Annotated in this window: 18 protein-coding genes; 6 read left to right on the top strand and 12 right to left on the bottom strand. The window is 34.5% G+C overall.

Features of this window, described 5'->3' with window-relative positions; translation table 11 throughout:
- Positions 1 to 102: 102 nt before the first annotated feature.
- Positions 103 to 1,047: a helix-turn-helix transcriptional regulator gene (locus NKG37_RS14460; RefSeq protein ID WP_224427954.1), complete on the bottom strand. Its 945-nt coding sequence runs from the start codon at positions 1,045 to 1,047 to the stop codon at positions 103 to 105.
- A gap of 148 nt (positions 1,048 to 1,195) precedes the next feature.
- On the opposite strand from NKG37_RS14460, the gene NKG37_RS14455 reads away from it, so the two are divergent.
- Positions 1,196 to 1,699 carry a DinB family protein gene (locus NKG37_RS14455; protein WP_101730590.1) on the top strand — a complete coding sequence of 168 codons (504 nt, stop codon included), beginning with the start codon at positions 1,196 to 1,198 and terminating at the stop codon, positions 1,697 to 1,699.
- Positions 1,700 to 2,190: 491 nt separating this feature from the next.
- On the opposite strand, the gene NKG37_RS14450 is transcribed toward NKG37_RS14455, so the two are convergent.
- The 6 genes from NKG37_RS14450 to NKG37_RS14425 all read right to left on the bottom strand — a co-directional run bounded on the left by NKG37_RS14450 (position 2,191) and on the right by NKG37_RS14425 (position 9,519).
- Entirely contained in the window at positions 2,191 to 2,991 is an 801-nt protein-coding gene (locus NKG37_RS14450) for a formate/nitrite transporter family protein (protein ID WP_016204100.1), read from the bottom strand.
- 23 nt (positions 2,992 to 3,014) lie between these two features.
- Entirely contained in the window at positions 3,015 to 3,749 is a 735-nt protein-coding gene (locus NKG37_RS14445) for a sirohydrochlorin chelatase (protein ID WP_169188225.1), read from the bottom strand.
- The gene (cobA, locus tag NKG37_RS14440; protein WP_169188224.1) at positions 3,749 to 5,185 is read right to left on the bottom strand and encodes a uroporphyrinogen-III C-methyltransferase; all 1,437 of its coding nucleotides are present in this window, start codon (positions 5,183 to 5,185) and stop codon (positions 3,749 to 3,751) included. The genes NKG37_RS14445 and cobA overlap by 1 nt, the downstream gene beginning before the upstream one ends.
- Before the next feature lie 3 nt (positions 5,186 to 5,188).
- Positions 5,189 to 5,506 (bottom strand): nitrite reductase small subunit NirD, encoded by a 318-nt coding sequence (gene nirD, locus NKG37_RS14435; RefSeq protein ID WP_016204103.1) that lies wholly within the window; start codon positions 5,504 to 5,506, stop codon positions 5,189 to 5,191.
- A gap of 30 nt (positions 5,507 to 5,536) precedes the next feature.
- Positions 5,537 to 7,942: a nitrite reductase large subunit NirB gene (gene nirB, locus NKG37_RS14430; RefSeq protein ID WP_169188223.1), complete on the bottom strand. Its 2,406-nt coding sequence runs from the start codon at positions 7,940 to 7,942 to the stop codon at positions 5,537 to 5,539.
- A gap of 452 nt (positions 7,943 to 8,394) precedes the next feature.
- Positions 8,395 to 9,519 (bottom strand): IS4 family transposase, encoded by a 1,125-nt coding sequence (locus NKG37_RS14425; RefSeq protein WP_036180785.1) that lies wholly within the window; start codon positions 9,517 to 9,519, stop codon positions 8,395 to 8,397.
- Between the two features lie 893 nt (positions 9,520 to 10,412).
- Here NKG37_RS14425 and NKG37_RS14420 point away from each other — a divergent pair.
- Entirely contained in the window at positions 10,413 to 10,664 is a 252-nt protein-coding gene (locus NKG37_RS14420; RefSeq protein ID WP_254414836.1) for a hypothetical protein, read from the top strand.
- A 301-nt stretch (positions 10,665 to 10,965) separates the two neighbouring features.
- Positions 10,966 to 11,388: a hypothetical protein gene (locus NKG37_RS14415; protein ID WP_254414835.1), complete on the top strand. Its 423-nt coding sequence runs from the start codon at positions 10,966 to 10,968 to the stop codon at positions 11,386 to 11,388.
- A 116-nt stretch (positions 11,389 to 11,504) separates the two neighbouring features.
- Here NKG37_RS14415 and NKG37_RS14410 read toward each other — a convergent pair whose 3' ends face one another.
- The 3 genes from NKG37_RS14410 to dcm form a co-directional block, all read right to left on the bottom strand.
- Positions 11,505 to 15,257 (bottom strand): AAA domain-containing protein, encoded by a 3,753-nt coding sequence (locus NKG37_RS14410; RefSeq protein WP_169188220.1) that lies wholly within the window; start codon positions 15,255 to 15,257, stop codon positions 11,505 to 11,507.
- Between the two features lie 530 nt (positions 15,258 to 15,787).
- The gene (locus NKG37_RS14405) at positions 15,788 to 16,966 is read right to left on the bottom strand and encodes a type II restriction endonuclease (protein ID WP_169188219.1); all 1,179 of its coding nucleotides are present in this window, start codon (positions 16,964 to 16,966) and stop codon (positions 15,788 to 15,790) included.
- On the bottom strand, positions 16,953 to 17,945 hold the full coding sequence (gene dcm, locus NKG37_RS14400) for a DNA (cytosine-5-)-methyltransferase (RefSeq protein ID WP_254414834.1): 993 nt from the start codon (positions 17,943 to 17,945) through the stop codon (positions 16,953 to 16,955). Before dcm ends, NKG37_RS14405 begins: the two co-directional genes overlap by 14 nt.
- Before the next feature lie 128 nt (positions 17,946 to 18,073).
- On the opposite strand from dcm, the gene NKG37_RS14395 reads away from it, so the two are divergent.
- The gene (locus NKG37_RS14395) at positions 18,074 to 18,364 is read left to right on the top strand and encodes a hypothetical protein (protein WP_169188217.1); all 291 of its coding nucleotides are present in this window, start codon (positions 18,074 to 18,076) and stop codon (positions 18,362 to 18,364) included.
- A gap of 535 nt (positions 18,365 to 18,899) precedes the next feature.
- Here NKG37_RS14395 and NKG37_RS14390 read toward each other — a convergent pair.
- Complete coding sequence (locus NKG37_RS14390) at positions 18,900 to 20,111, bottom strand: M20 metallopeptidase family protein (protein WP_169188216.1); 1,212 nt, start codon at positions 20,109 to 20,111, stop codon at positions 18,900 to 18,902.
- A gap of 272 nt (positions 20,112 to 20,383) precedes the next feature.
- Complete coding sequence (gene gdhA, locus NKG37_RS14385; RefSeq protein ID WP_169188215.1) at positions 20,384 to 21,766, bottom strand: NADP-specific glutamate dehydrogenase; 1,383 nt, start codon at positions 21,764 to 21,766, stop codon at positions 20,384 to 20,386.
- Positions 21,767 to 21,910: 144 nt separating this feature from the next.
- On the opposite strand from gdhA, the gene NKG37_RS14380 reads away from it, so the two are divergent.
- Positions 21,911 to 22,822: a glutamate biosynthesis transcriptional regulator GltC gene (locus NKG37_RS14380; RefSeq protein WP_169188214.1), complete on the top strand. Its 912-nt coding sequence runs from the start codon at positions 21,911 to 21,913 to the stop codon at positions 22,820 to 22,822.
- Between the two features lie 458 nt (positions 22,823 to 23,280).
- Positions 23,281 to 25,032, top strand: coding sequence for a cache domain-containing sensor histidine kinase (locus NKG37_RS14375; RefSeq protein WP_169188213.1), 1,752 nt, complete (start codon positions 23,281 to 23,283; stop codon positions 25,030 to 25,032).
- Positions 25,033 to 25,043 lie beyond the last annotated feature (11 nt).

Here is a 25,043-nt window from a genome sequence, read left to right as displayed (position 1 = left end):
GTTGATCTCCCACCTATCTTCCTCGTATTCTCATATGCTTGAGGGGGGAGTCTTACTGTCCGTTAAGAGTGGGATAAAAAAGAACTTGATAAGGTCAAGCTCTTAGTTATACTGATTTAATACTTTGTTTAATATTTCTTTTGTACTTTCGATTAATTCCAAAGGCTCTTTTATAAACGCATTTTCTCCATATGCGATAAAGTAGTTTGATAAAAAGTTAATATCATTTTTTGCAATTATACCTTTTATAAATCCAGTTCCATCTTCTCTTTTTCTTAAATGGATATTTGGCCAATTAACAGATTCAAATTTCTCTACTCCATTTTTAGTGAACTCCACATATAATTCCATCATGTCCTTATCGGGATTAAGAATGGAAAAACGATTATTTAAGTTAATATGTGATAAATCAATAGGACCATTTTTTTCATCAAATTCTACAGATTTTATACGATCACAACGGAAAACTCGATAATCTTCTCTAAAAAAGCAATAGGAAGGACAATACCAATTTCCTTCCTTTGCATAAATACCAATTGGTTGAATGCTTCTTAAGCTGGTCTTTCCACTCGTTTCATAACTAATTATTAAAACTTTTTGGTGCACTGCCGCATCTAGTAACTCTTTTAAAAATGGAATTTTTTCTTGTTGAGGCACCGATACAAAATCAACTCTATTTTGCATTTTATCAATTGTATCTCTAATATCACCGGAAAGATTTAAGTAAAATTTCTTTTTTATTGATTCATACTCCATATCAAAAGGAAGAGATATGTAATGCCGTAATGCATGAATAGCAAAAAATATAGAGACAGCTTCATCCTCACTAAATACTATTGGTGGAAGAATTCTTTCATTTAAGACTTGATACCCTCCATGTGGACCTACTTCTGAATGTAATGGAACTCCCATCTCACTTAATTCTTGTAAATCTCTCAGGATAGTTCTTTTTGATACTCCAAATTCTTGTGCTAATTCTCTTACCGTAAATCGTTTTCTTCGATTAACCATCATAATCATTTCATTTAATCTTTTTGCTCGAGACATATTTTCCTCCAAAAAACAAAAGTGACATAAACTGTCACTATTATAATATATAATCACACATAGATAAAGAATAAGGAGGATGGAAATTGAATTAAAAAAACAATTATTTCATGATGTATCTTTAAATTTAAATGATGGAGGACTTTACATGTATATAACCATTTCAGACTTTATTAAAGAATGGAACAAAGAAGCTGTATTAACGCAAAACATATTAAATGGTTTGACTGATGATTCATTGAAACAACAAGTTTATCAAGAAGGTCGTAATATAGGAAGAATTGCATGGCATTTAACAATAACTGTTCCAGAATACTTGGCTGAATTTGGGTTGAAGATAGAGGAAGTAAAAAATGCGGAAAATATTCCAACTTCAGCAAAAGAAATTGCGGAAACCTTTAATGATGTAAGTGTTAACGCTGCTAAAGTTATGGAAGATCAATGGACTGATGACTCTCTGAAACAAATACAAGATGCCTTTGGAAGACAAGAAACAAATGCCTCCATTCTAATGGGATTAATCAAGCATATTGTTCATCACCGTGGCCAAATTACCGTTCTTATGCGTCAGGCTGGATTGAAACCATTTGGAGTTTATGGACCTCCCAAAGAAGATTGGATTCAATTAGGAGTCAAAAACCCACCATTATAAAGAAAACTTCTATCAGTGGGAGTTTTTCCTCATCTACCACTGATGGTTGGTTGCACTTATCGGACCTTTACCTGCAAGAGTTTGAAAAATATCGAGGATTTTGAAAGATGATTAGCAACATATATTGACTATTACAATCACAAAAGAATAAAAGCAAACTAAAAGATCTGGAACCTGTAGAATACGAGTGCACTGAAAAACTGGCTAGCTAATGATGATGGGCAATAGTCACTTTTTAAACATAAGATGATGGATTTGTCCGCTCCCTTTCCATGGGTCGAGCGGACGCCTCTCCAAATCAACCTTATTTTCACTTTCAAATATGCTTGCTCTTCATTTCGCACGAAAAAAAGACTTTTTCAGTGGTCTCGTAGAATACCGGACTCAGATCCTTTAATTTTCCTAAAAATATATGTCTAACTTTATTGGATTAGATCACTTTCCACATAGCTCTTTTTGTGATATCTTTCACATAAGCAGATAAAGTAAAATTAAGCTTCTTTTTTAAAAGATTTAACAACTGCTTGTGTCTTCTCCGAAATATGATACCAATAGGCAGCTCCTACAAAAATAGCTCCACCGATAATATTCCCAATGGTCACTGGCAATAAATTTGCAAACATGCCACCAATAGATACTGTTTCAGGGTGAGGAATGATAAGTGCAATAGACAATAACGTCATATTTGCGACACTATGTTCAAATCCTGACGTAATAAAAGCGAAGAGACACCAAAAAATCATAATTAATTTTGCTGTTTCATCCTTTAATTTTACAGAACACCAAACTGCTAAACAAACGAGAATATTACAAAGAATTCCACGGATCAGTAATTCCATAAAAGGAGCATTCATTTTCGCTGCCGCTCCGTTAGTTATAAATTCAGCTACTCCTCCAACAGCCAAACCTGAATAACTAAATAATAACGCTACTATAATAGAACCAATAAAGTTGCCAATATAACTATATCCCCATACTTTGCCGGTATCTTTCCAGGTAACTTTATTCTCTAGCATGCCAATTGTCATCACCATATTATTACCAGTAAATAAGTCAGCGCCTGCCATAATAACTAAACTTAATGCAATCCCAAATGAAACTCCCATTATAATTTTCGTGCCTGCAAATCCAGTTGCGCCGAGTAACCCACCAATTGTAAAAATAAGAATAATTCCTAACCCAACAAAAAAACCAGCAAGCATAGAACCAACTAAATACTTCTTTTTACTTGTATTTAAAGCATTCCTTTTCATTAATGCCGTATTACTAAATGCAGTAATAACTTCTTTCATAACGACACTCCTCTACATATAATTTAAGCCAAGCATTCCTTTACAAGACTCATTAATTGCTCTTCCATTTTTTCTACCAATACTTCCTTCATGAAGCAATCGTACTTTAATGGATGACAAAGTATAACTTCTTTTTCACTGTTTTCAATTTTGCTCTCCATTCTTTTTAATAATCTTCCCGTAAAAAGTAAATACGGAACAACATAAATCTTGTTATATTCCAATTGAAGCTTTTCCAATTCATCAATAAACCCAGGCTGGCCTGCTGTTAAAAAAGCTGGATATACAGGGCAATCTAATTTTTGCTGGACATGCTTGCTTATTTCCTTAAGCTTCCCAATTGGTTCTGGATCACTACTGCCTCTTCCCACTAATAGAATTGCCCCATCATTTTTCAATCGTTTTTCTTCTATTCTTTTCAGAACTAAGTCGATCATTTTCGGATGGAGATCAAATGGCTTTGAAACATAAAAGCTGACTTCTGGAAATCTTTCTTTCACTGCCAGTAATTCTTCTGGTATATCTCTTTTGAAATGGGCTGCTGCAAACAAAAGAACAGGTACAACGAGAATCTCCCTTGCTCCAGCCATGATTATTTTTTCCATTGTTTCATCAATCGATGGTGATGCCAGTTCTAAAAAAGCAATTTCTTGTACGGATATATTGATTTCTTTTTTTACTTCTTCGATAAATGCTATGAATTGATTATTTCCTTCCATTATGCGGCTACCATGACCTATATATACAACTGCATCCATTAGCATTCACGCTTCCAATCCTGGTTATCTAGTTCTTGTTGGACCTGCTCATCTATATGCTTAAACCCCTGCTTAGCAGCATACTCCTTCACAGATTGGCCGATTGCTGCAAAGGAAAGTTCCATTGGATTCCGTTCACTAAATTTACGCCATTCTTGTAAAAATAAATCCACAGATTGTTTATTTGGAAAAATAACCGTTTCCCAACAATCTTCTGTCAATAAGCGTTTATTTACTTCATGAAAGCGTTCATCTATTTGAATAGTATGACTAGGTAATGCTAGTAGATTATCTGAAAATATTTGTTTTTCAATTGTTCGCTCATTTCCTATAAAAATAGCACTTCTTTTGTCATAAGATGCCTTTATGCTGCGAATTCCCCTTTTCTCCAATCCCTTACGCGTTTTATCAGATAAGTGTTCTATCTGTCTAGGGAGATCACGCAAGTCATAATCTGCCTTAAACAACTGGGAAAACACGAATTCCACTCCTTCTGCAGAAGCAAAAATCAGTCTTTCTGCATTTACTATCAATTGTAATTCCTCGGTTGTGTAAGAGTGCGCGATAGCTTTTAAAGTAGGGAAGGCATAAGCTTCCGCGCCATTTTTGGAAAAATATCTTTCTAGCAAACTTTCTTCTGATGAGCTTTTGGCAATTAATAATTTCCTTTGATAAAAGGCTTTTTTCTCGAACCAAGCAATAGACGATCTTAGCTGTACAACGTCACCGATTATCGTTAAGGCTGGATTCCCAAGCTCCGCTTCCTTTACCATTTCTACAATTGTTTTTAAGGTCCCCTCGACTACTCGTTGTTTTCCTAGAGTTGCCCACTCAATAACAGCTACTTTGGTATCGCTAGACTTACCTTGTGCTAATAAATTCTCACAAATTCCCGGTAAACCTTTCACCCCCATATAATAGGCAATAGTATCTCCTATTGCTTCTTGCTTAGGTTCATGATGAATGGCAGCCTCATTTTTCTTACAAGCATGCCCTGTTCGAATCGTAAAACTAGTACTATAATCTCGGTGCGTTACTGGAATGCCTGCATAAGCACTAGCTGCAATGCTTGATGTCACACCCGGTACTATTTCAAAAGAAATATCATATTTTGTAATAGCTTCTGCTTCTTCTCCTACTCTTCCAAAAACAGAAGGATCTCCCCCTTTTAACCGGACAACATATTTTCCTTTTAACGCTTCTTCCACTAATGTTTCATTAATCTTTTCTTGTCGCATAATGTGATTGTTTGGTAGCTTCCCACAATAGATAAACGTACAATCCTTGCTTGTAAAACGTAATAATCGTGGATTCGCAAGGCGATCATACAATACAACATCTGCTTTTTTTAAACACTCTATCCCCTTATTTGTAATTAATCCAATATCCCCAGGTCCTGCTCCGACAAATGCTACATACCCCTTGTTCGTATTCATCTCTTACACCATTATATAAATATAGTCATCTTTTATTTGTGTTTCATAAACCTCGACACAGCCATTATCTGGTTTTTGAACTTCGCCTGTGACTAAAGAAATTTTCCAATCATGCAATGGACAGAAGACAAATTCGCCTGATACAATTCCTTCTGCCAACGGCCCATTTTGATGGGGACAGCTGTTTGCAATGGCTCTAACATCTCCATTTGAAAGATGAAACAAAGCAATTGATTTTCCTTTTAAATGAACCTCTTTACCAATTTGTTTAGGTAAATCAGCTAGTTTCATAATCTTATTCCACTCTAAAGTTGCCGTCATCATGTATACCCTCCGTTTTATTCTCCATTATTATCCTTTTATCACTTCATACATTTCTCTCTTCGTCTGATCGTTTAGGACAGAAGACCAAGCTTCTTCGTATGTTGTTTTTGCTTTTTCGAATCTACTTACAAACTGTTCAACATTTTCTACGTTTAATAATGTTTCTTTAACTGTATCAACTCCCATACGTTCCACCCAAGGAGCTGTTCTTTCTCCATAATTAGCATTTTCTCTGTAATATTGAACATAAGCCTTCGCCATCGTAATGACTTCTTCTTCCGTTTTCACTGTAGTTAAGCTATCACATTCGCGAACTTCAGTTCCACCATTTCCACCAATATATAATTGATAGCCATTTTCTACACATATCACGCCAAAGTCTTTTGTAAGTACTTCTGCACAGTTTCGTGGACAGCCCGTTACCCCCATCTTCATTTTATGTGGAGTATCGACCATTTCAATTGCTTGTTCCAATTTAATACCAAGTCCGAGTGAATCCTGTGTTCCAAAGCGGCAAAATCTTGAACCAACACATGATTTTACGTTACGAAGGGATTTAGAATAGGCATAACCAGAACGCATCCCTAACTCTTCCCATACATGTGGTACGTCCTCTTTCTTTACACCATATAATCCGATACGACTCGCACCTGTAATTTTTACTAATGGCACATTATATTTTTTCGCTACTTCTCCTATTTTCACTAAATCTTCTGCAGTGGTTGTTCCCCCATACATACGAGGAATAATAGAGAATGTACCGTCTTTTTGAATGTTCCCTTCCATTTTTTCATTTACAAATCTTGATGCTTTATCATCCTCATACTCTTCTGGGAACAGCATGCGCATATAATAGTTTAGTGCTGGACGACATTTAGAACAGCCTTCCTCACTTGAAAATTCAAGCACCATTCTTACTTCTTTTGGAGACTTAAGTTGCTTTTCTTTTATTTGTGCTACTACTTCATCACGAGTTAGTGTTGTACAACTGCACATGCCTGTTTTTTGAATAGAAGCATCGAAACTGTCACCAAGCGTATGTGCTAAAATACTTTCGACCATTGGTTTACATTTCCCACAAGATCCACCAGCTTTTGTACATCCCTTCACTTCTTCAAAAGTAGTCAATCCTTGCTCTAAGATAGAATGGACAATCGTACCTTTTGTTACCCCATTACAGCCGCACACTGTATCATCTGCACTCATACTTGCTACTAAATCTTCTTCTGAGTCCTGACCACTCTTACTTAAAACAGATGAGCTTATATATTCACTAATATCCGCTTGTTTTTTCAGCATATTAAAGAGACGATTGCCATCTGAAGCATCTCCATATAAGACAATCCCAACAATTTTGTTTTCTGTTACTAAAATCTTTTTATATACTTTTGCAAATTGGTCATGGACAATAATGGCTTCTGTATTCTCATCTTCATGAATTTTCCCCCCTGAGAATAAGTCACAGCCCGCAACTTTCAATTGAGTAGAAAGAATCGATCCTTGGTATCCTTTTCCATTTCCTCCTGTAATGCATTCCGCAAGTGCCATTCCTTGTTCATATAAAGGAGCAACTAATCCATAAGCAATTCCATTATGTTCCGCACACTCTCCTACTGCAAAGATAGATGGATCAGATGTTACCATATGATCATTTACAAGAATAGCACGATTCACTTCTAATCCTGCCTCACGGGCAATCGCCACATTTGGTCGAATTCCTACGGCCATCACAACAAGATCACACTCAATGTTAGTACCATCTGTAAATTTTAATCCCTTCACACGATTGTCTCCATATATTTCGGCTGTCTGCTTTTCCATTAAGAACTTCATACCTTGTGCTTCTAAATCTTTTCTAAGAAGATTTGCTGCAGCAGCATCTAACTGTTGCTCCATTAAAGTTGGCAATAAATGAACAACATGAACTTCCATTCCACGGTCAATTAACCCTCTTGCTGCTTCTAGTCCTAATAAACCTCCACCGATAACAACCGCTTTTTTATAATGTTTTGCTGTTTCCATCATTTTTTCCGTATCATCAATCGTTCTGAAACCAATTACACCTTCTAACTCACTTCCAGGTATCGGTAAAATAAAGGCACTAGATCCTGTTGCTAGGATAAGTTCATCATATTCAATCGTTTTCCCTTTATCAGTAATTACCTTTTTCTCTTCTCTATCAATCTTGATCGCTTTTTCACCTGTTAATAAATTAATATGATTGTCTTGATACCAATTCCAGTCGTTTATATTAATATCATTTACAGTTGTTTTCCCTTGTAAAACATTTGAAAGCATAATGCGATTATAGTTTGGATAAGGTTCATCTCCAATAATCGTGATTTCAAAAAGATCAGCATTCCGCTTCAATATCTCTTCAATTGTCCGTACTCCCGCCATTCCGTTTCCAATCATAACTAATTGCTTTTTCATCTTTGTACCTCCAAGAATCATCTAGTAAGGTGAATTCATTTGTGAAATAAATCACATAATGTCACATAAAAAAATAAATTGTTAATATTCTAAGTACTTTGCTAATATTACTAGTCACATCCCTATTCATACAAAAGAAGTATATTAAATACACCTTTTATAATTCCATTATATCTGCTTTTTGAGAAAAAAAAAGACCTAAAATTTGACGATTTAATGAACTTCTTTTGTTCTTCGACATACTGGAAGATGATAATATGTAAATGGACTGCATATTTATTTCCAGGAATTAATTGATATACTTTTCCACTAACGTCGCATAAATATTGACTGAATTTTCTGTTTTATTATTTTTCCGTTTGAGAAGAAAAATGAAGACACGTGAACAGAGGTAGTAATCATCCATTTTTTCACTATAACCTTTGGCGAGGGCGACAGAGACGGTTAAACCTTTATGGGACAGCTCTTCCTGCTATTTTTCGAATCCAAATGTGTGCGGATTTCCACGGTGCTGCTTTTAACAACCGACTAATTTGTAAGTACGTCCGTGAACTGTTTGTACCCAACTGAGCCAGTACGTTTAAACAGTAGACAATCATCGCGATGTACACTTGATTATGGACAGCTTGTTCGCTTTGTCCGTAGAACTTTTTGATGTTCAAGTGTTGTTTCATCCACTTGAAAAACAGCTCGATTGCCCAGCGTGATTTGTACAGTTCAGCGAGTTCATCCGCATTTAAGTCGAAACGATTCGTGATGAGGTGCAGCTCATTCCCTTTTGAATCCATCACTTTCAGTAGTCGAAACTCATTACCAGCCCGACTTTGTGCTGTGCCCAAAGAAATCATTTCATCTGATAAAACAGTTGAATTTTTTGGAAGGTGAAATTTCTCGATTTGATGTGTAACGGCGTTTTTTCGTAAGCGTGAGACAAAGAAATACCCGTCGTCTGTCATACGGTCAAATTGCTTGTAATCCAAGTAACCACGGTCAAAAACATACATGCACTCTTTGTCGTCAACAAGTACTTCTAGCTGACCTCGATCATGTTCAATCGCATTCGTTAACACCGCTTTATCCGGGTATGAACAGCCCTTTTCTAAGTAAACAAGACGTAAATGGAGCTTAATGCCTGATTTTGTTTTGCGGAATTCAGCCCATTTATGATTGTTCAGGTTCAATGGTAACGTACTTGAGTCGATGATTTTCAGTGGTGTTGTCATTTTCCGTCGCTTTTCAAAATGCGTTTTCTTATGAATTTGCGCGACTAAATCTAGAAACACCTGCTGGAACACCTCTGTCGGCACTTGATTTAGCCGGCGTCCCAGTTGCGAAAAGCTAATTGATTCTAGTTCGGTTGCTTTTTGTAGGTCATCCGAGAATAACGTATCACTAACCGCACGTAGACTTTCGGTTTCGTTGAGTTGTGCGAATACGAGTAATTTCAAGAATGAAGCAATGTACAGCTTCTTTGTATAGTAATTTAATTGATAGGCTTCCACAAGTTCCTCTAGTTTTGTGGAGGAAATCGGTGAAAGCCATTGTTCAAATGATGTTTTTCGTGTAAACTTATCCATGCGTATGTCCTTTATTTTGGATTTGGATGGTTTACTACCACCCAACCATTATAAAGGATTTTTTTGTGCATGAATAATATTGCAGAAAATTCAGATTTATAAAGGGCTTTGAATTATTTTAATGCGACGCTAGTGATACTTTTCGTAAGTGGTTTTATTGACACATTTGAATAAAAATTCAAAAAACATATGCATAAACACTAATATTTATGCACATTTATGAAACTGTATATACTTGGACTAACGTATTAAAAACTTATATCAGTAGTTTTTTTCCTCATCCTCCACTTATGGTTAATTGCCCTTAACGGACCTTTACAGGAGAGTTCAACACCTATCACTCTCGATTTTCCCAGCTCGAACTGGGGTCTCACTGCCTGTTAAGAGTGGGATAAAATCCAAGAACCCAAATATACAATAATTATGCATTTTTTTGTATATCTGGGTTTTTTTATTCATTAAACATACTGCTATAAACTACATTTTTAATTACTGAAAACAATATTTATGTATCTAGTTCACCTAACGCTTAAGCTATAGATAGATATTCCATCAATCCTCGTTTTTTCTGAATAAGAGATAAAGTGATTTTTCACACTCAGTGACTGGAATGAAAACGGACTTAAGGTTTCACAGCTTAAAAAAAGAAGGGAAGACCATCTGTACAGTATCTCACTTACCGGTTTATGGGCAAAATTGAAACCTTCCTTACAAAAGATACGTATATATCAGCATAGTATTTTAATAGATGGGGCCATATATTTTCTTAGAAAAAACACATCACCATCATTAATAAAGAGGAAATTTCCATTTCTTCTTGTATAATTAATGCTAGACATTTATTAAAATTTATTCGAATACACTATAAAAAAGTAAAGTGGAGGTTGTTCATTATGGAGTTTTCTTTATATTCGGTAATAAATATTTTAATAACCATTTATTTGGTAGTAGATTCTAAAAAGCACGGAAAAAATCCTGTCCTTTGGGGAATACTGGGCTTTATATTCGGAATAATAACACTTTCTATTTATTGGATTAGAACAGGTAAAAAATTATTAGGATGGATTATACTCGTATTAGCAATTATTTTCCATTTACTACTTATCCTATTTATATTCGCCGTTTTATTTATGTCCTTTACTTAATTCTCTAATAGATAGGTCGTTAGAACAATCAAACACACCCTGAACAAGCTACATTATTTCTATAATCACTATCCATAAGTAGAAGTTAAAACCCGTTTAACGGTCACATCACCTTTTATTAAGTGCCCATTATACGGGTTTTCCTTTTAATAACGAAGTGTCAGGCAACTGTAAAAGACATTTGTCCATATACAGTCCCTGACACTATTATTGACACTATTATTCTATTATTCAAACAGAAAGTGAAACCAAGCTGACAGTATATCCGTAATGAAGATAAATAGTAATAGGAGGAATTAATTTGGAATATTACAGAAAAACCCCAAGAAGCTTCTTAATCATTATGTTAGCACTAGTTACGGTCTCTTTATCTTTGTCTTCTCCCGTCTGGTTACTTTTCTTTCAACTTACACTTATCCTATTTTTTATCCTATCTTTTTTTATCCAATATAAAATCACCATTACTGACGAAGTAATAAGCTATCAAATTCAATGCATTGGAACATCCCTTTATAAGAAAAAAATTCAATTCTCTCAAATAATGCAAATCAGCTTTAAACGTTTTGGTTGGTCTACGAAAGGAGCGATAATTAAGCAAAAAAAGGGATTTTCTATTCAAATCATTCATTATTCTCCTAACAACATTCTGGAAGATTTAATGTTTTTTGCTAATAGGAATGGAATTATGGTAATTAAAACAAAAGACTTTTTGATTTTGGAGTGAGCACATGATAATGATTAAAATAATATTAAGGATACCAAGATCATTTTTCTAATTGTTCTTGATTTTATGTAACAAGACGTTGTCAAACCAACGTCTCGTTTAACCAATAACTTACTTTATCCATTTTTAACTTTCTTCTTAAGTTCTTCTTGTTTCAATAACTCTTTCACCTTTTGGTCAATCCGCTCTATTTCTGCACTAGGAGTTTTCCACCAGTTTCGGCTCCAGATTCTTTCAATCGTCCATCCTCTGCTTTCAAGGAACCGTTGACGATATATATCTCTTTCCTTTGCATTGGCCGTACTGTGGTACATTGCCCCATCACATTCTATACCAAGAATATACTTGGAAGAATCATTTGGATGTACAATGGCCATATCGATTCGATATCCTGACATCCCTACTTGTGTTGTTACTTCATATCCTAAATTTCTTAACTGTTTATACACTTGTTCTTCAAATGGTGAATCAAAATGCAATCCTTGCTCCTTTACATGCGTACTAACATTTTCATTAATTTCTTCAACCACTGCATGTATATATTCTATTTGTGTATTGGAAACAGCTTTTACATATTTCATATAGGACTTTAGTAATTTAGGACCTATTTGCGCAGTATTACTTACATTTAGTTCTTCTGGTTCAATACTTGAAACAACGGTAATACCTTCTTTCGCTCTTGAAACAGCAACGTTTAGTCGATTTTCTCCACCTTGTTGGTTAAGCATTCCGAAACGATTATAGATTCTTCCTTCTTCGTTTTTTGCATATCCAATAGAGAAGATGATTATATCTCTTTCATCGCCTTGAACATTTTCGATGTTTTTGACAAATACTCTTTCATCTAACTCTTTAGCCATCACTTGGTTATATACTGCATTAAATTCTTGATCGTCTGATGCATTTTTTTCAATCATGTCAAGAATTTTTGTCTGCTGCTTCGCATTAAAAGTAATAATCCCAACTGACTTATCAGGTTGTTTAGTCAAAGATTCTTTTAATATCCGAACTACTTCCAATGCTTCTACTTCGTTTGATTGATTGAGCCATCTTCCATCAACTTTCTTCCATGAGATAGATGGAGGATTTTTTAATGGAGCCACATTAGGCGCAATTTGCACATGCCCATTATAAAAAGCATGATTGGAAAAATTAATAAGTTCCTCGTACTTAGAACGATAATGCCATTGTAGTATTTTCTCTGGGAATCTTCTTTTTGCAAGATTTAATAAACTTTGGGATTCATCCGTATCATATTCCTCTTCGTCTTCCTCATTTACAAAAGAAGATTGGAACATGTTAAATGGCGGTAATTGTTTCTCATCACCAGCTATAATAACTTGTTTTCCACGATGAACAGCTGGAATACCACTTTCTACCGTACATTGGGAAGCTTCATCAAATATAACGAGATCAAATAAATTTTCTTTTAATGGGAATATAGACGAAACTGTTTCTGGTGAAGTAAGCCAAACAGGCATTAATCCTACAAGTCCTTTATCTGCAAATTCATTTACAAGTTTTCTTAGTGGCCACACTTGGCTTTTCTTACCTACTTGATATTTTAAGTCACGCATCGCTTTCGGATAATTACTTAATAAAGAATCTACGGATTGCGTTAATTGGTGAATTAAATACTTATTTGCTAGCTCTCGTTTCTCTTCAACCAACTTAGCGAATGTCTCTCTTGTTCGATTAAATTCATTTGTCGATATCTTCTTTACTTCTGGATACTTACTTTCTGTTTTATCAATCCAATGTATAAAAGTCGAATACTTAAATAGTTGAACCCAATAATTAGGTAAACTACTTTCTGAAGAAGAAGACTTGGTTTGTAATTCGGTTAGAATTTTTTTGACTACCTCTGAACACTGATTCCAATAGGCATCCATTTGCTGTAAACTATCAAAATCCTGATAGATATATTCCAACATTTTATCTAGTTCCTGAATTGGTATGTACCCATCAGCTATTCTATTTTTCCACGAATCGATATATTTATCATCAAAATATTCTTTAAGCTTCTCCATCTCATCAGCCATTTTTTTCGTTTCTTTCCCTAAATGATTCATCATAATAAGTGATTGTTTGATTTTAAGCCATTCAGTAGAACTAGTTCCTTTGAATTTCTCTCCTTCTAAAAGCTCTTCGATAATGGTTTTTCCTGAGAAAGATGTCCACCACCAAATTCTTAATCCTTGTAATGTTTTCTTATTATTATCCTCTAAATCCGGGTATATTTTGTCTAGTTTGTTTTCAATCAACCAAGTGTATGCTGGCGTGATTTTCTTATAATCCAATGAATGCAGATACTCAGAAGATTGCTTTGCTTTTTTGATTAGATCATTCAACAATTCATCTAGTTCTACTTTCTCTTTCATCGAAAAAGCAGCAAATGATTTACGGTTCTTTAATGCATAATTCTCATCTCCAAACCGTTCTTGCCATTCTGCATACGTGTATATATTTCCGTATATATCCTCTAAAGTATCCTTATGAAACTCACTTAACATTGGCTTTAAATCAAGGATTTGATTAAATTCACCGATGGACGCTGCTTTTCCATATAAATCATAAAGACGATAACCAAAATCTTGATATTCATATAATCCTTTTGCAATATCGTTTAACAGTTTTTCATGCGTTTCCAATCGTTTGGAAGTTGAATGCAATTCATGACTTGCTTGTTCATACATTACTTTGTTTTGTTCTAATACAGATCCTATTTTGCTATATAATGATTTGCGGTCATTTTTCTCATCATGTACTAAAGCTATATGATTAGTTAAAGATAGACCATCTAACCGCTGATAAACCACATCAAGAGCTGCTCTTTTCTGACAAACGACAAGCACCCTTTTATCCTGACTTATAGCATCTGTGATTAAATTAACAATCACTTGCGATTTACCTGTTCCAGGAGGACCATGCACCACAATCCCTTTTTTATATCTAGCTTCTTTTAAAATCTCTTCTTGAGAACCATCTGTGTCGAGAAGATTCAAAACCTCGATTTTCTCCTGTGTATATTCGGTTTCTAAATTCGATCCTTCTTCAAAGTCCAATTCTTTAGGATCGATTAGTTCACTGACTAAAGATAAATCTTCTTCTTCTGAAATATGAATTAGAGAATCATAATCTTTCACTAAAGCAGATCCACCTTGCGGGAAATTTCCCATGACCGCATATTCAACAATGCTTATCCCTTGTTTTTCCGGAATATCTTCACGTCTATATTCTTTTAGTCTTGTTAATCCTTGTTTTGCAAACGATACCTTCATTTCATGATCTTGTAAAAAGGATCTCCACTCATCCACATCCTGCTTACCTGCTATCACAGATGCTGCTTCAAAGAATTCCTCTGAGAAATCAATATTATTTAATTTTTTGAATGCCAAAAATAAGGTACGATTAATTTGTGGACTTCCTTCTTCAATACGAAGAATCCATTTTTGTGCATGCAGATTATTTTTTTCAATACGGATAGGATACAAAAACAATGGAGCTTGAAAAAAAGTTCCATCAGCGAGTGTTCCCGTTAAAAAGGGATAACCTAAATAAAAATCATGAATACCTGATTCCTCTTCAATTGCTTTCATATTTCGTGATAAATCAGTCAATTTTTTCGAGATAATCATAGAATGTTCATTATCTAAAGTGGGCTTTAATAACGTTATCTCCCCTTTAGATTGACTAATAATCTTCTCAACGATTTTTTCACTCTCTTTATCTTTGGATAGCATCGACAACTTGTCCAATTCCGTTAAATCAAAACTCCACTTGTTATAAATCTTTAATAATCTTATCGATCTATTTCTCTTACTAATATCATTTAACTTATCCCGCATATGTATTAGTTTGTCTTTCATGGTTTAGCCTTCTTTCTATTATTAAAAATTACATTTATATTTAAAAAGAAATTTTCATTAGTTTGTATAAACTGGTTTTACGAAAGAACAATATTTGACACTTTTCGGTTCATTTCGACTTAAGCTTATAGTACCATATTTTATTGGTAATTATCTTCCTAGTTAGGACAATATATCTTAATAAATAATCTAATATTCACAAACACTTCCTCAAAAATCACATATAAAACAAGAGCTAGGCATCACATAATGAACAAATGTCCTTCTGTGATGTCTAGCTCTATGATATTTCAATACTTTAAATTAAATCTAAATTTTTTTCTTTATCTTTCAACTCACTCTTTAATTTCAATTTAATATTTTTTTTAATTCCTTCTTTGAGGAATTTGATCCGCAATACTCAGTTTCATCAATTCAAGAGAAAACTGTACACTTGAATTGATGAAACAAGAATATTCGGTACGTCACTATGCACCACGAATTTGTACTCTTTTATAAACGATAAGTAAAGACCCCAGTTTTGGGTCTCATTAATAATCATACATTCCTTTTGCATAAAGTATAAATTTCTCCACTGACCAAAGCCTGTCTCGGTGTGACTCTGGATATGCTTTATGATAAGGTTTTGGAACAACAAGAATCACCTTCTCATCATGCATTTCTTCTAATTGATTAACAGTAATTCCTTGTTGTAAGGTCAATAAATGTTTAGCTGGAATTCGATTCGCCTCGTTAAGAATCTGTCTCCATCTGTCTTTACAAGTCGTTTTAGCTCCTAAAAAAATCAAATTGTTTGAAGCATATAGGTTATCTGCATACTCATTACTTGAGGGAAGAATAAAGTCAGGTTGCTTTTTACCTTCTGTTTTACCAGGATGACTAAAAGGAATATTCATTTTTCTCAGAATAAAATCAATATGGTGCTCTAATGATTTTCCAGCTCTACTCTTTCTTCGATTTAGTGCACTACTAGCAAATTCTAAAAGTAAATCTAACTCATTAAATGGTTTTATCAGAACGTCTTTATAAATATTTCTTTCTATTGCACGAAATAAACTGTACTCTGTTTCAATCCATTTAAGTAGCATTTTATCAGGATTGAATTTCTTAATTTTATATACTTCGTTGTATATTTCTCTTGCTATTTCTGCAAGATGTATTGTTTCAGGAAAACTTTCATATTTGGATGCTTTCTCATTAATCAACATTTCTATCTTATTCGAAAGATCAACATCTCTTTTTTCTCCCTCTATATATACTGCATTGTTATTAATCAGAGTAAGTGAAAATTTATCTTCAAAGGTTTCAATTACTTCTTCAGTATTAAAAATATATACCTTGAAATTTTCATGATCTAAGGGGATAAAAACAATTAAATTTCCTACTTGTTGTTCTTTTTCGAATGGAGAATTTGTCCAAAACCTTGTAATACGATATTCATTTCTCGTACCTTTCCCATAATAAATTATTCTACTTTCAAATGGATAGTAACCATCTATATGTATATTTACCATTTTAGAATTATTTTCTCCTTTTATCCCCTCCTTTTCAAAAAATATTTTCCAAGCTCCTTTTGCAATATGCAGTCCTTCTTGATGTGCATTTGTTAAACCAACATCATTTGCAGTAATAAATTTACAATAAAAGCGACCATATTGCTTGGCCGCCTCGATCGCTTTTTCTAATTGCCCCCTACTATGTGGTTGCATATTCAACTCGCTCCTCATGTACAAAATCTTGGATTAGTTCGTCCCGTTCAATAGCTTGTACCATTTTTTCAGCAATTAATCGAACAACTGGAACGGCAACACTATTACCAAATTGTTTATAAGCTGCCGTATTACTTACTACAATTTTAAACGTTTCTGGAAACCCCTGTAAGCGAGCACATTCTCTAGGAGTTAATCTTCTTGGATTTTTCCCATCTTCTTGTGGAATTAAAATTTCACTTCCATCTTTATAATATCTTGCGCTAAGTGTTCTACTATATGAATGTAGATTAGCAAGACCGTATCCAAAACCATTTCCTTTTTTTGCATGTTTTTCTTTATAGGCCTGTAGATATGCCCATAACTTGTCTGACAAAGTATATTTTTCTTCAACATTTTCTTCAAGTATAGAGTAAAGAGACGGACCCACACTAGGGATTATAGGAAACTCAAATTTAAGTGGCTTTTTAAAACCTACTATATATATACGTTCTCTATTTTGTGGAACAAGTCCTTTAGCATTAAGTACATCAGCATAAACCGTGTAACCAAGCTCTTCCTCCAAAACTTTTTTTATCACTTTAAAAGTTTTTCCTTTATCATGACTTCTAAGATTTTTAACATTCTCTAGTAAAAATGCCTGTGGTTTCTTTTCTTTTATAATTCTTGCTATATCAAAAAATAAAGTTCCTTGGGTCTCATCAAGGAATCCATGTTCTCTACCAAGACTCTTCTTTTTACTAACACCCGCAATTGAAAATGGTTGGCAAGGAAATCCAGCTAAAAGTATATCATGGTCAGGGACTTGTTTTTCATTTACCGTTCTAATATCTCCAACCGGTTTTTCACCAAAATTAGCCTCATAAGTTTCTTGCGCTTTAATATCCCACTCACAAGAAAATACACATTGCCCATATGGTTCAAAAGCAGTCCTTATCCCCCCGATTCCAGCGAACAAGTCAATAAATCTGTATAACACATTCCCCACCTCCAAACACCTGTTCATGTAATGGTAATTATATCAAAGTTTTAATTCTTTTTGTTGAATTATATGTTATAATATTAAAGTTATTTTTTAACAATTCCCTCTAAGTCGAGGTGGTATAATTGGCTAATATAGTTATTTACTATAACTCAAATAAAGGAGAAAATACACAACAAGCTGTTGAACAAGTAAATAATATTATTCACCAATTGGAAAAGCATCATGTAATTTCCGGAGTTTATATAGACAATTTTGATCAAAGCATCGAACTAATGGATCTTCTAAATTCCCCTCTAAAAAGATTAGATTACATTTATATTAATAAGCCTATTAAAAATGAATTTGATAAAGAGTTAATATATCAATTATCTAAAACTGAGCACTTTAAACTAAGATACTTTAATGAGATATAATATTTTGTTATTATTATTTCATAAGATATTTGAACAACCAATTTTCTAGTCAATTCTAGTTATAATGTAAGATTGTTTATACGGAAATAATTTCACAGGAAAATTCAATAGAAGAAAAAATATAAAGAAGCTTCCGAACAGTCAATTTCCTGACTTTTTGAAAGCTTCTTTATAATAATACTCTATTTAAATATTCCCCTTACTCCAAATCCCACAAATGATAATCTATCACTTAGTACCCAATATCTTTACCTGTCCATAAGCTACTATCAAATACTCTGCAAAATTGTAATCAGAATAAAGAGTAATAACCGGCAAGTCTCTTCCCAGATTTCCTGTAGTTCATCATTTATTACTTTTCTCTTTTCAACGATTGGTTATGACTTTCCATGTGCTAACAATTGATCCTTTAGCTGCGCAACTAAATTGGCAGCAAGTATCATTTTCACAAATATTTTATCCAGCTTTGGCGTTCCTAGAAAGTATCAGGATTTTTGTCAAATTCTACATACCGTTCTTTTTTGTATTAACTGAATTACTTTACAACATTACATTGCTCTATTACTTCCAAATCACTTTCTACAAGATAATAATCAACAATCGCCAGCATTGCTTTTCCAGCATGAAGCATAGCTCTTTCATCAAAGTCAAATTTAGGATGATGATGCGGATAGATAGCACCTAATGATTCATTTCCGGCTCCTGTAAAGAAAAGCATGCCTGGCTTTTCTTCCAAATAATTAGCAAAATCCTCACTGACTAACAGCGCTGGAACTTCTTCTACATGTATTTCTGGTAATGCAGATTTCATTGTACTGGCAAATATCTTTGTTTCATTCGGATGATTATACACCCCTGCTACTCCATGAAAATAGTTAAATTCATAATCAGCCTTTGAGCTTAAACAGATTCCTCTGATAGCATCCTTCATTTCTTCCTCTACTAATTGCTGTACCTCTTTTTCATATGTTCTCACTGTTCCTTTTAAAATAGCAGAATCAGCTATGACATTGGCAGCATCTCCGGCATGAATGGAACCAATGGAGACAACTGCTGTTTTCTGGGGATGAACTCTTCTGCTAACGATATATTGAAGCTGGTTAATCAGCTGTCCGGCAACAGCAATCGAGTCAACCGTATCATGCGGAGAGGAGCCATGACCGCCTTTTCCCTTAATTTTAATCTCGAATCCGTCTCCTGCTGCTGTGGTATATCCTTTTGTATAGGAAATCGTTCCAACAGGGATTAGGCTCCACAAGTGATTAGCAAATATAGCATCCACCCCTTCCAAACAATTGTCCGCAATCATTTTTCTTGCTCCTCCTCCTCCTTCTTCTGCATGTTGAAAGATTAGTACTACGTTTCCGGCTAGCTGATTTCTATTTTGTTGCAGAACCTTACCAACAGCCAGTAAAGTTGCTGTGTGTCCATCATGTCCACATGCATGCATGACTCCGTCAACTTTTGATTTATAGGAAACATCTTTTTCATCCTGAATGGGTAGTGCATCAAAATCGGCTCTTAGTGCAATGGTTTTCCCTGTCTGTGCTCCCTTTATAAACCCGATTACTCCCAAGCCACCAACATTGATTTTCCTCTCAATTCCATAATCCGATAAGATGGATGCAATGAGCTTGGAAGTCTCATATTCTTGATTTGTAAGTTCGGGATGCTGATGTATATATCTACGCCATTCCACCATTTTATCGTACATTTCCTCTAATTGAAGATTCCAATTGCTTAGCATTCATTCTTCCTCCTCTATTATTATATCAACTTATAGCCTAAGTATTATTCTGTATATTCTGAATATTAATCTTATAACTAAGTATAACGCGAAAAAATGCATAATACAATTTCATCTTTCGAAATCCGAAATAAGTGCTAATTTATTGTTTTTTACATGTTACTATTCTACTAGAAATATTGTAACTACTATTAAAAGTTTTGACCCAGTAATTATAGTTATTTAGCGGCTAAAAAAAGAGAATCAGCAAAATGCTAATTCTCCTAAACTTGTTATATAATCCCCTGCTCAATCATAGCATCTGCAACTTTAATGAAGCCTGCAATATTAGCACCTGCAACTAGATTTCCTTTAGTAGCATAATCCTCTGAAGCTTTTATACTTTTGCTATAAATATTTTTCATGATATCTTGTAATTTCTTATCTACTTCATCTTGAGTCCAAGCTATTCTAGCGCTATTTTGTGCCATTTCTAAAGCTGAGACTGCCACTCCACCTGCATTTGCTGCTTTGGCAGGTGCAAATAACACATTATGATGGATAAAGGTATCGACTGCTTCTAGAGTAGAAGGCATATTTGCCCCTTCCCCTATTGCCTTTACCCCATTGGCGATTAACTTTTCTGCTGATTCTTTATTCAACTCATTTTGTGTTGCACATGGCAGAGCAATATCGCAAGGAATCCTCCAAATACCAGTATATCCTTGCTGGTAGATTGCCTCAGGATGCTTATTCACATATTCAGAGATTCTCTTGTTTTCTTCTTCTTTTAATTGTTTCACTGTATCTAGATCTATTCCATTTGGATCATACACGTAACCACTGGAATCGCTGCAAGCAACAATTTTTGCACCTAACTGCATCGCCTTCTCCATCGCATAAATAGATACATTTCCTGATCCTGACACAACAACCGTACTATCTTTAAAGCTTAGCCCCTGATTTTTAAGCATTTCTTCCACAAAGTATACTAATCCGTAGCCAGTTGCTTCTTTACGACCTAAGCTTCCGCCATATCCGATGCCTTTACCGGTTAACACACCTGCTTCATAAGCGCCTTTTAATCTTTTATATTGTCCAAACATATAACCGATTTCTCTTGCACCTACTCCAATATCTCCAGCGGGCACATCGATATCTGGTCCGATATGCTTGCTAAGTTCTGTCATAAAGCTCTGACAAAAACGCATAATTTCTAAATCTGACTTCCCTTTAGGATCGAAATCGGAACCACCTTTTCCGCCACCTATCGACTGACCAGTTAACGAGTTTTTAAAGATTTGCTCAAAACCAAGAAATTTAATAATACTTGCATTAACAGAAGAATGAAATCTTAATCCTCCTTTATAAGGTCCAATCGCATTATTAAATTGGACACGATAGCCACGGTTTACTTTTATATTTCCTTTGTCATCCATCCAAGGTACTTTAAAGCTAATCATTCGATCTGGTTCAAGCATTCTTTCTAGTACAGCATATTTTATATATTTAGGATTTTTTTCAAGTACAGGAACTAAAGACTCGAGGACCTCTTTAACTGCCTGCTGGAACTCCTTTTCGTGAGGATCACGTTCTTGAACTTGAATCAATAATTGGTTAATGTAATCTTTCACGGTGTGTGTTTGAAACTCATCTTTTTTCTCCAGCACTTTCATCCTTTTTCAGCCCCTATATTATTTTAATGTTAGAATATTCTCTTTTCTAAAAGTTGTTTTTATTTTATAATTTTATAATTAATAGGTACAATACTAATTTCGGATTGAATTCATGCGTTTCGCGCATGAATAGGAGAGTGGATAATGGAAATAAGACAAATCCAGTATTTTTTGGAAGCGGCGAAAAGGGAACATATTACTGAAGCTGCTGACGCTTTGCATGTGGCACAATCCTCTGTAAGTCGACAAATTTTCAATTTAGAAGCAGAATTAGGAGTAGAGCTTTTTATACGCGAAGGAAGAAGCGTAAAATTAACACCTCTCGGAAAAGTTTTTTTTGAGCGGATGAAACAAGTATGGAGTATGATGGAGGATGCGAAAAGAGAAGTAGAGGAATCACTTGATCCTGAAAAAGGGACAGTCAGAATTGCATTCCCTATCAGTATGGCTGCTCATACGTTACCTTCTATCATTTATTCATTTCGCAACCGATATCCAGAAGCAAAATTCCATATGAGCAACGCCCTGTATTATGACCTTATCGATGGAGTTATTAATGGAGAATTTAATTTGGCAATGATTGCGCCAATGCCCAACCGAGAAAAGGAGGATAAAATTAACGGTGCTACATTATTTACAGAAAATATTGTTGCCCTACTTCCTCTTCATCATCCATTGAGCAATCAAAAAGAGTTACAGCTAAAAGATTTAAAGAATGATCCCTTCTGTGTCTTACCAGAAGGATTCGTATTCAGGGACCAAGTGGTTAAAGCATGTCATGATGCAGGATTTTCTCCACAGATTGCATTTGAAGGAAAAGACATAGATGCACTGAAAGGATTAGTATCTGCCGGGTTAGGAGTAGCCTTGATGCCAGAAATGACATTGGTGGATAACACACCACGTTCTACTTGCGTCATTCCCCTTTCAGATGTTAATCTGACGAGAACCGTTGGGGTTATTTATCCAAGTCATCGCAAACTACTTCCAACAGAATCACTATTTTACCAATTTCTCTTAGAGACATACGAAAGATTGAATGAGTTTAAAAAGTAAACAGCCAAAAAGGGTGTCAAAGCATATCAGCTGTGACACTCTTTTTACATTAAATCAGCAATTAACATCCCAAAATGCAAACGGAAGATGCTCCTTAGTTATCCAATCTCATAAATGAACATTTAATTTTCCTTATTTTGACTTGAATGTAACGAAATAATAGATAGTATGACAATATTTAATGATAATTACCTAAATTTCGTAATGAAGATATAGTCCCTAGTGCCATCGATTCAATTTTGTTCTTTTTATTATCGTTTCCACTACCATTAGTAAGCGATGCCATTCAGCGGTTTAATGGATAAAACGCCAAAAATATCTCCTAGCTTTCTTTCCATCTATGTATATTGACTTATTTGTAAAAAAAGATTTAGATTTAAAGAAATGGTTTATTGAGTACTACTAAATTTTTTTAAGGCTAGATAATGATATTAATGGAAAGAAAGGAACTTCTTAATATGAAAAGCATTCAAAGCCGTTTATTTTTTATGCTTCTTGCTTTCATTATCCTGCCCTATTTTTTAACGGTTTTAATTATTTATGGATATACAAAGGATAGTGTCGAACAGCATGAACTGCAAAACAGCAAAGAACAATTAGATAAATTATCCAAAGAATTAGAACAATATTTTAACGATATGATTAACCTTCCCTATATTTTATATAGAAATCCAGACTTTTTTCGGATTTTCACTAATGGCTATGAAGATTCCATTTATTTTAATCCAATTGCTATGGAAGAAAATATTGAAACTTTTTTCCTGATGCGTTCCGAAATCCGCCAAATTCGTTTTTATTTGGATAAGAATAAAGAATCATTCACTATTTATAATGGGATGATCAGCGCAAGAAAACCGCAAAATGATTTTATGATGCTAGACTCCATGCAAGAGCTGATTCATTCAAATTCACGTTTTTTAATAGAGCCTCCCCATACGATTGGAAACTATAATAATGCCGCGATTATACCTGAATCAGACAAAACAGAGGTTATGACTATCCATCATAAAATATTGGATCCTCTATCCAAAGAATTTCTTGGGGTTATTACAATTGATATGGATCTAGACAAGTATGCACAGATTTGCAGGAATCTATTACAGGAGAAAGGTGATTCCATTTATCTTCTTAATGAACATGATATTGTAATGTATACAAATGTTCATTCCCTAATAGGAAAAACAGCAGATGAGAAATTCCTTCATGCCAGCCAGGATAAAAGCAATGATATTATCTTATCTAAAACATTATCAAAACCACTTCATCAGTGGAAAATCGTAAAGGTGACACCTAGTGATAGATTATTTTATGATGCTAGACAAACCGCTTACACCAACATACTGGTTGGGATAGGGGTGGGGGTACTAGGACTATTAATGATCAGCATCCTTGCCTATTATATATCACGTCCTATTAAAGTGCTCAGCCAAAAGGTGCTTTCTATTAAAGGAGGAAATTTAAATATTCCTTTTACCGACAACCGCGAAGACGAAATTGGTCATCTAGAAAAGCATATGAAAGAAATGTTGGAGCGTATAAATCTCCATATTGATCGGGAATACAAATTGGAGATTGAGAATAGAAAAAATCAATTACGAGCACTTAAATCTCAAGTGAATCCACACTTTCTATTTAATGCTCTTCAATCCATAGGAGCAGTTGCGCTGCAAAATAGCTCTCCTAAAATCTATCAACTTGTGACATCCTTATCAAAAATGATGAGATACTCTATCCGAGCAGATCAGTGGGTTCTAGTTCGTGAAGAACTGGATTATATAAAAGCATACTTAACGCTGCAACGGGAACGTTTTGGCAGTAAGCTAAACTACTCTATTCATATAAGTGAAGAAATTCAGGGGATAAAAATCCCTAGTATGATACTCCAGCCACTTGTAGAGAACTACTTTAAACATTGCTATGAACAAGGCTATTTTAATTCTACATTATATATAACAGGCGAAAATAAAGAAGATTTTTTATATCTAATCGTTGAAAATGACTACTCAAGTTTATCAGCAGAAGAGCTGGAGACTTTAAGGAGTAATATCTATCGTGCTCCTTATGCTGGCGAATTTTCTCACGAGCATATTGGTTTAAAAAATATACATGACCGTCTTCTTCTAAACTACGAATCAAAAGCAGGTTTAGAGATAGATACCAACGAGGGGCATGGCTTTATCGTAAAGCTATATATCCCGATGCAAAATTAAATAGATGGTTC

This window comes from Niallia sp. RD1, assembly GCF_024219955.1.
Lineage (GTDB): Bacteria > Bacillota > Bacilli > Bacillales > Cytobacillaceae > Niallia > Niallia alba.
Note: the sequence above shows the minus strand (reverse complement) of the source record. Positions and strands in the feature narration are given on the sequence as shown.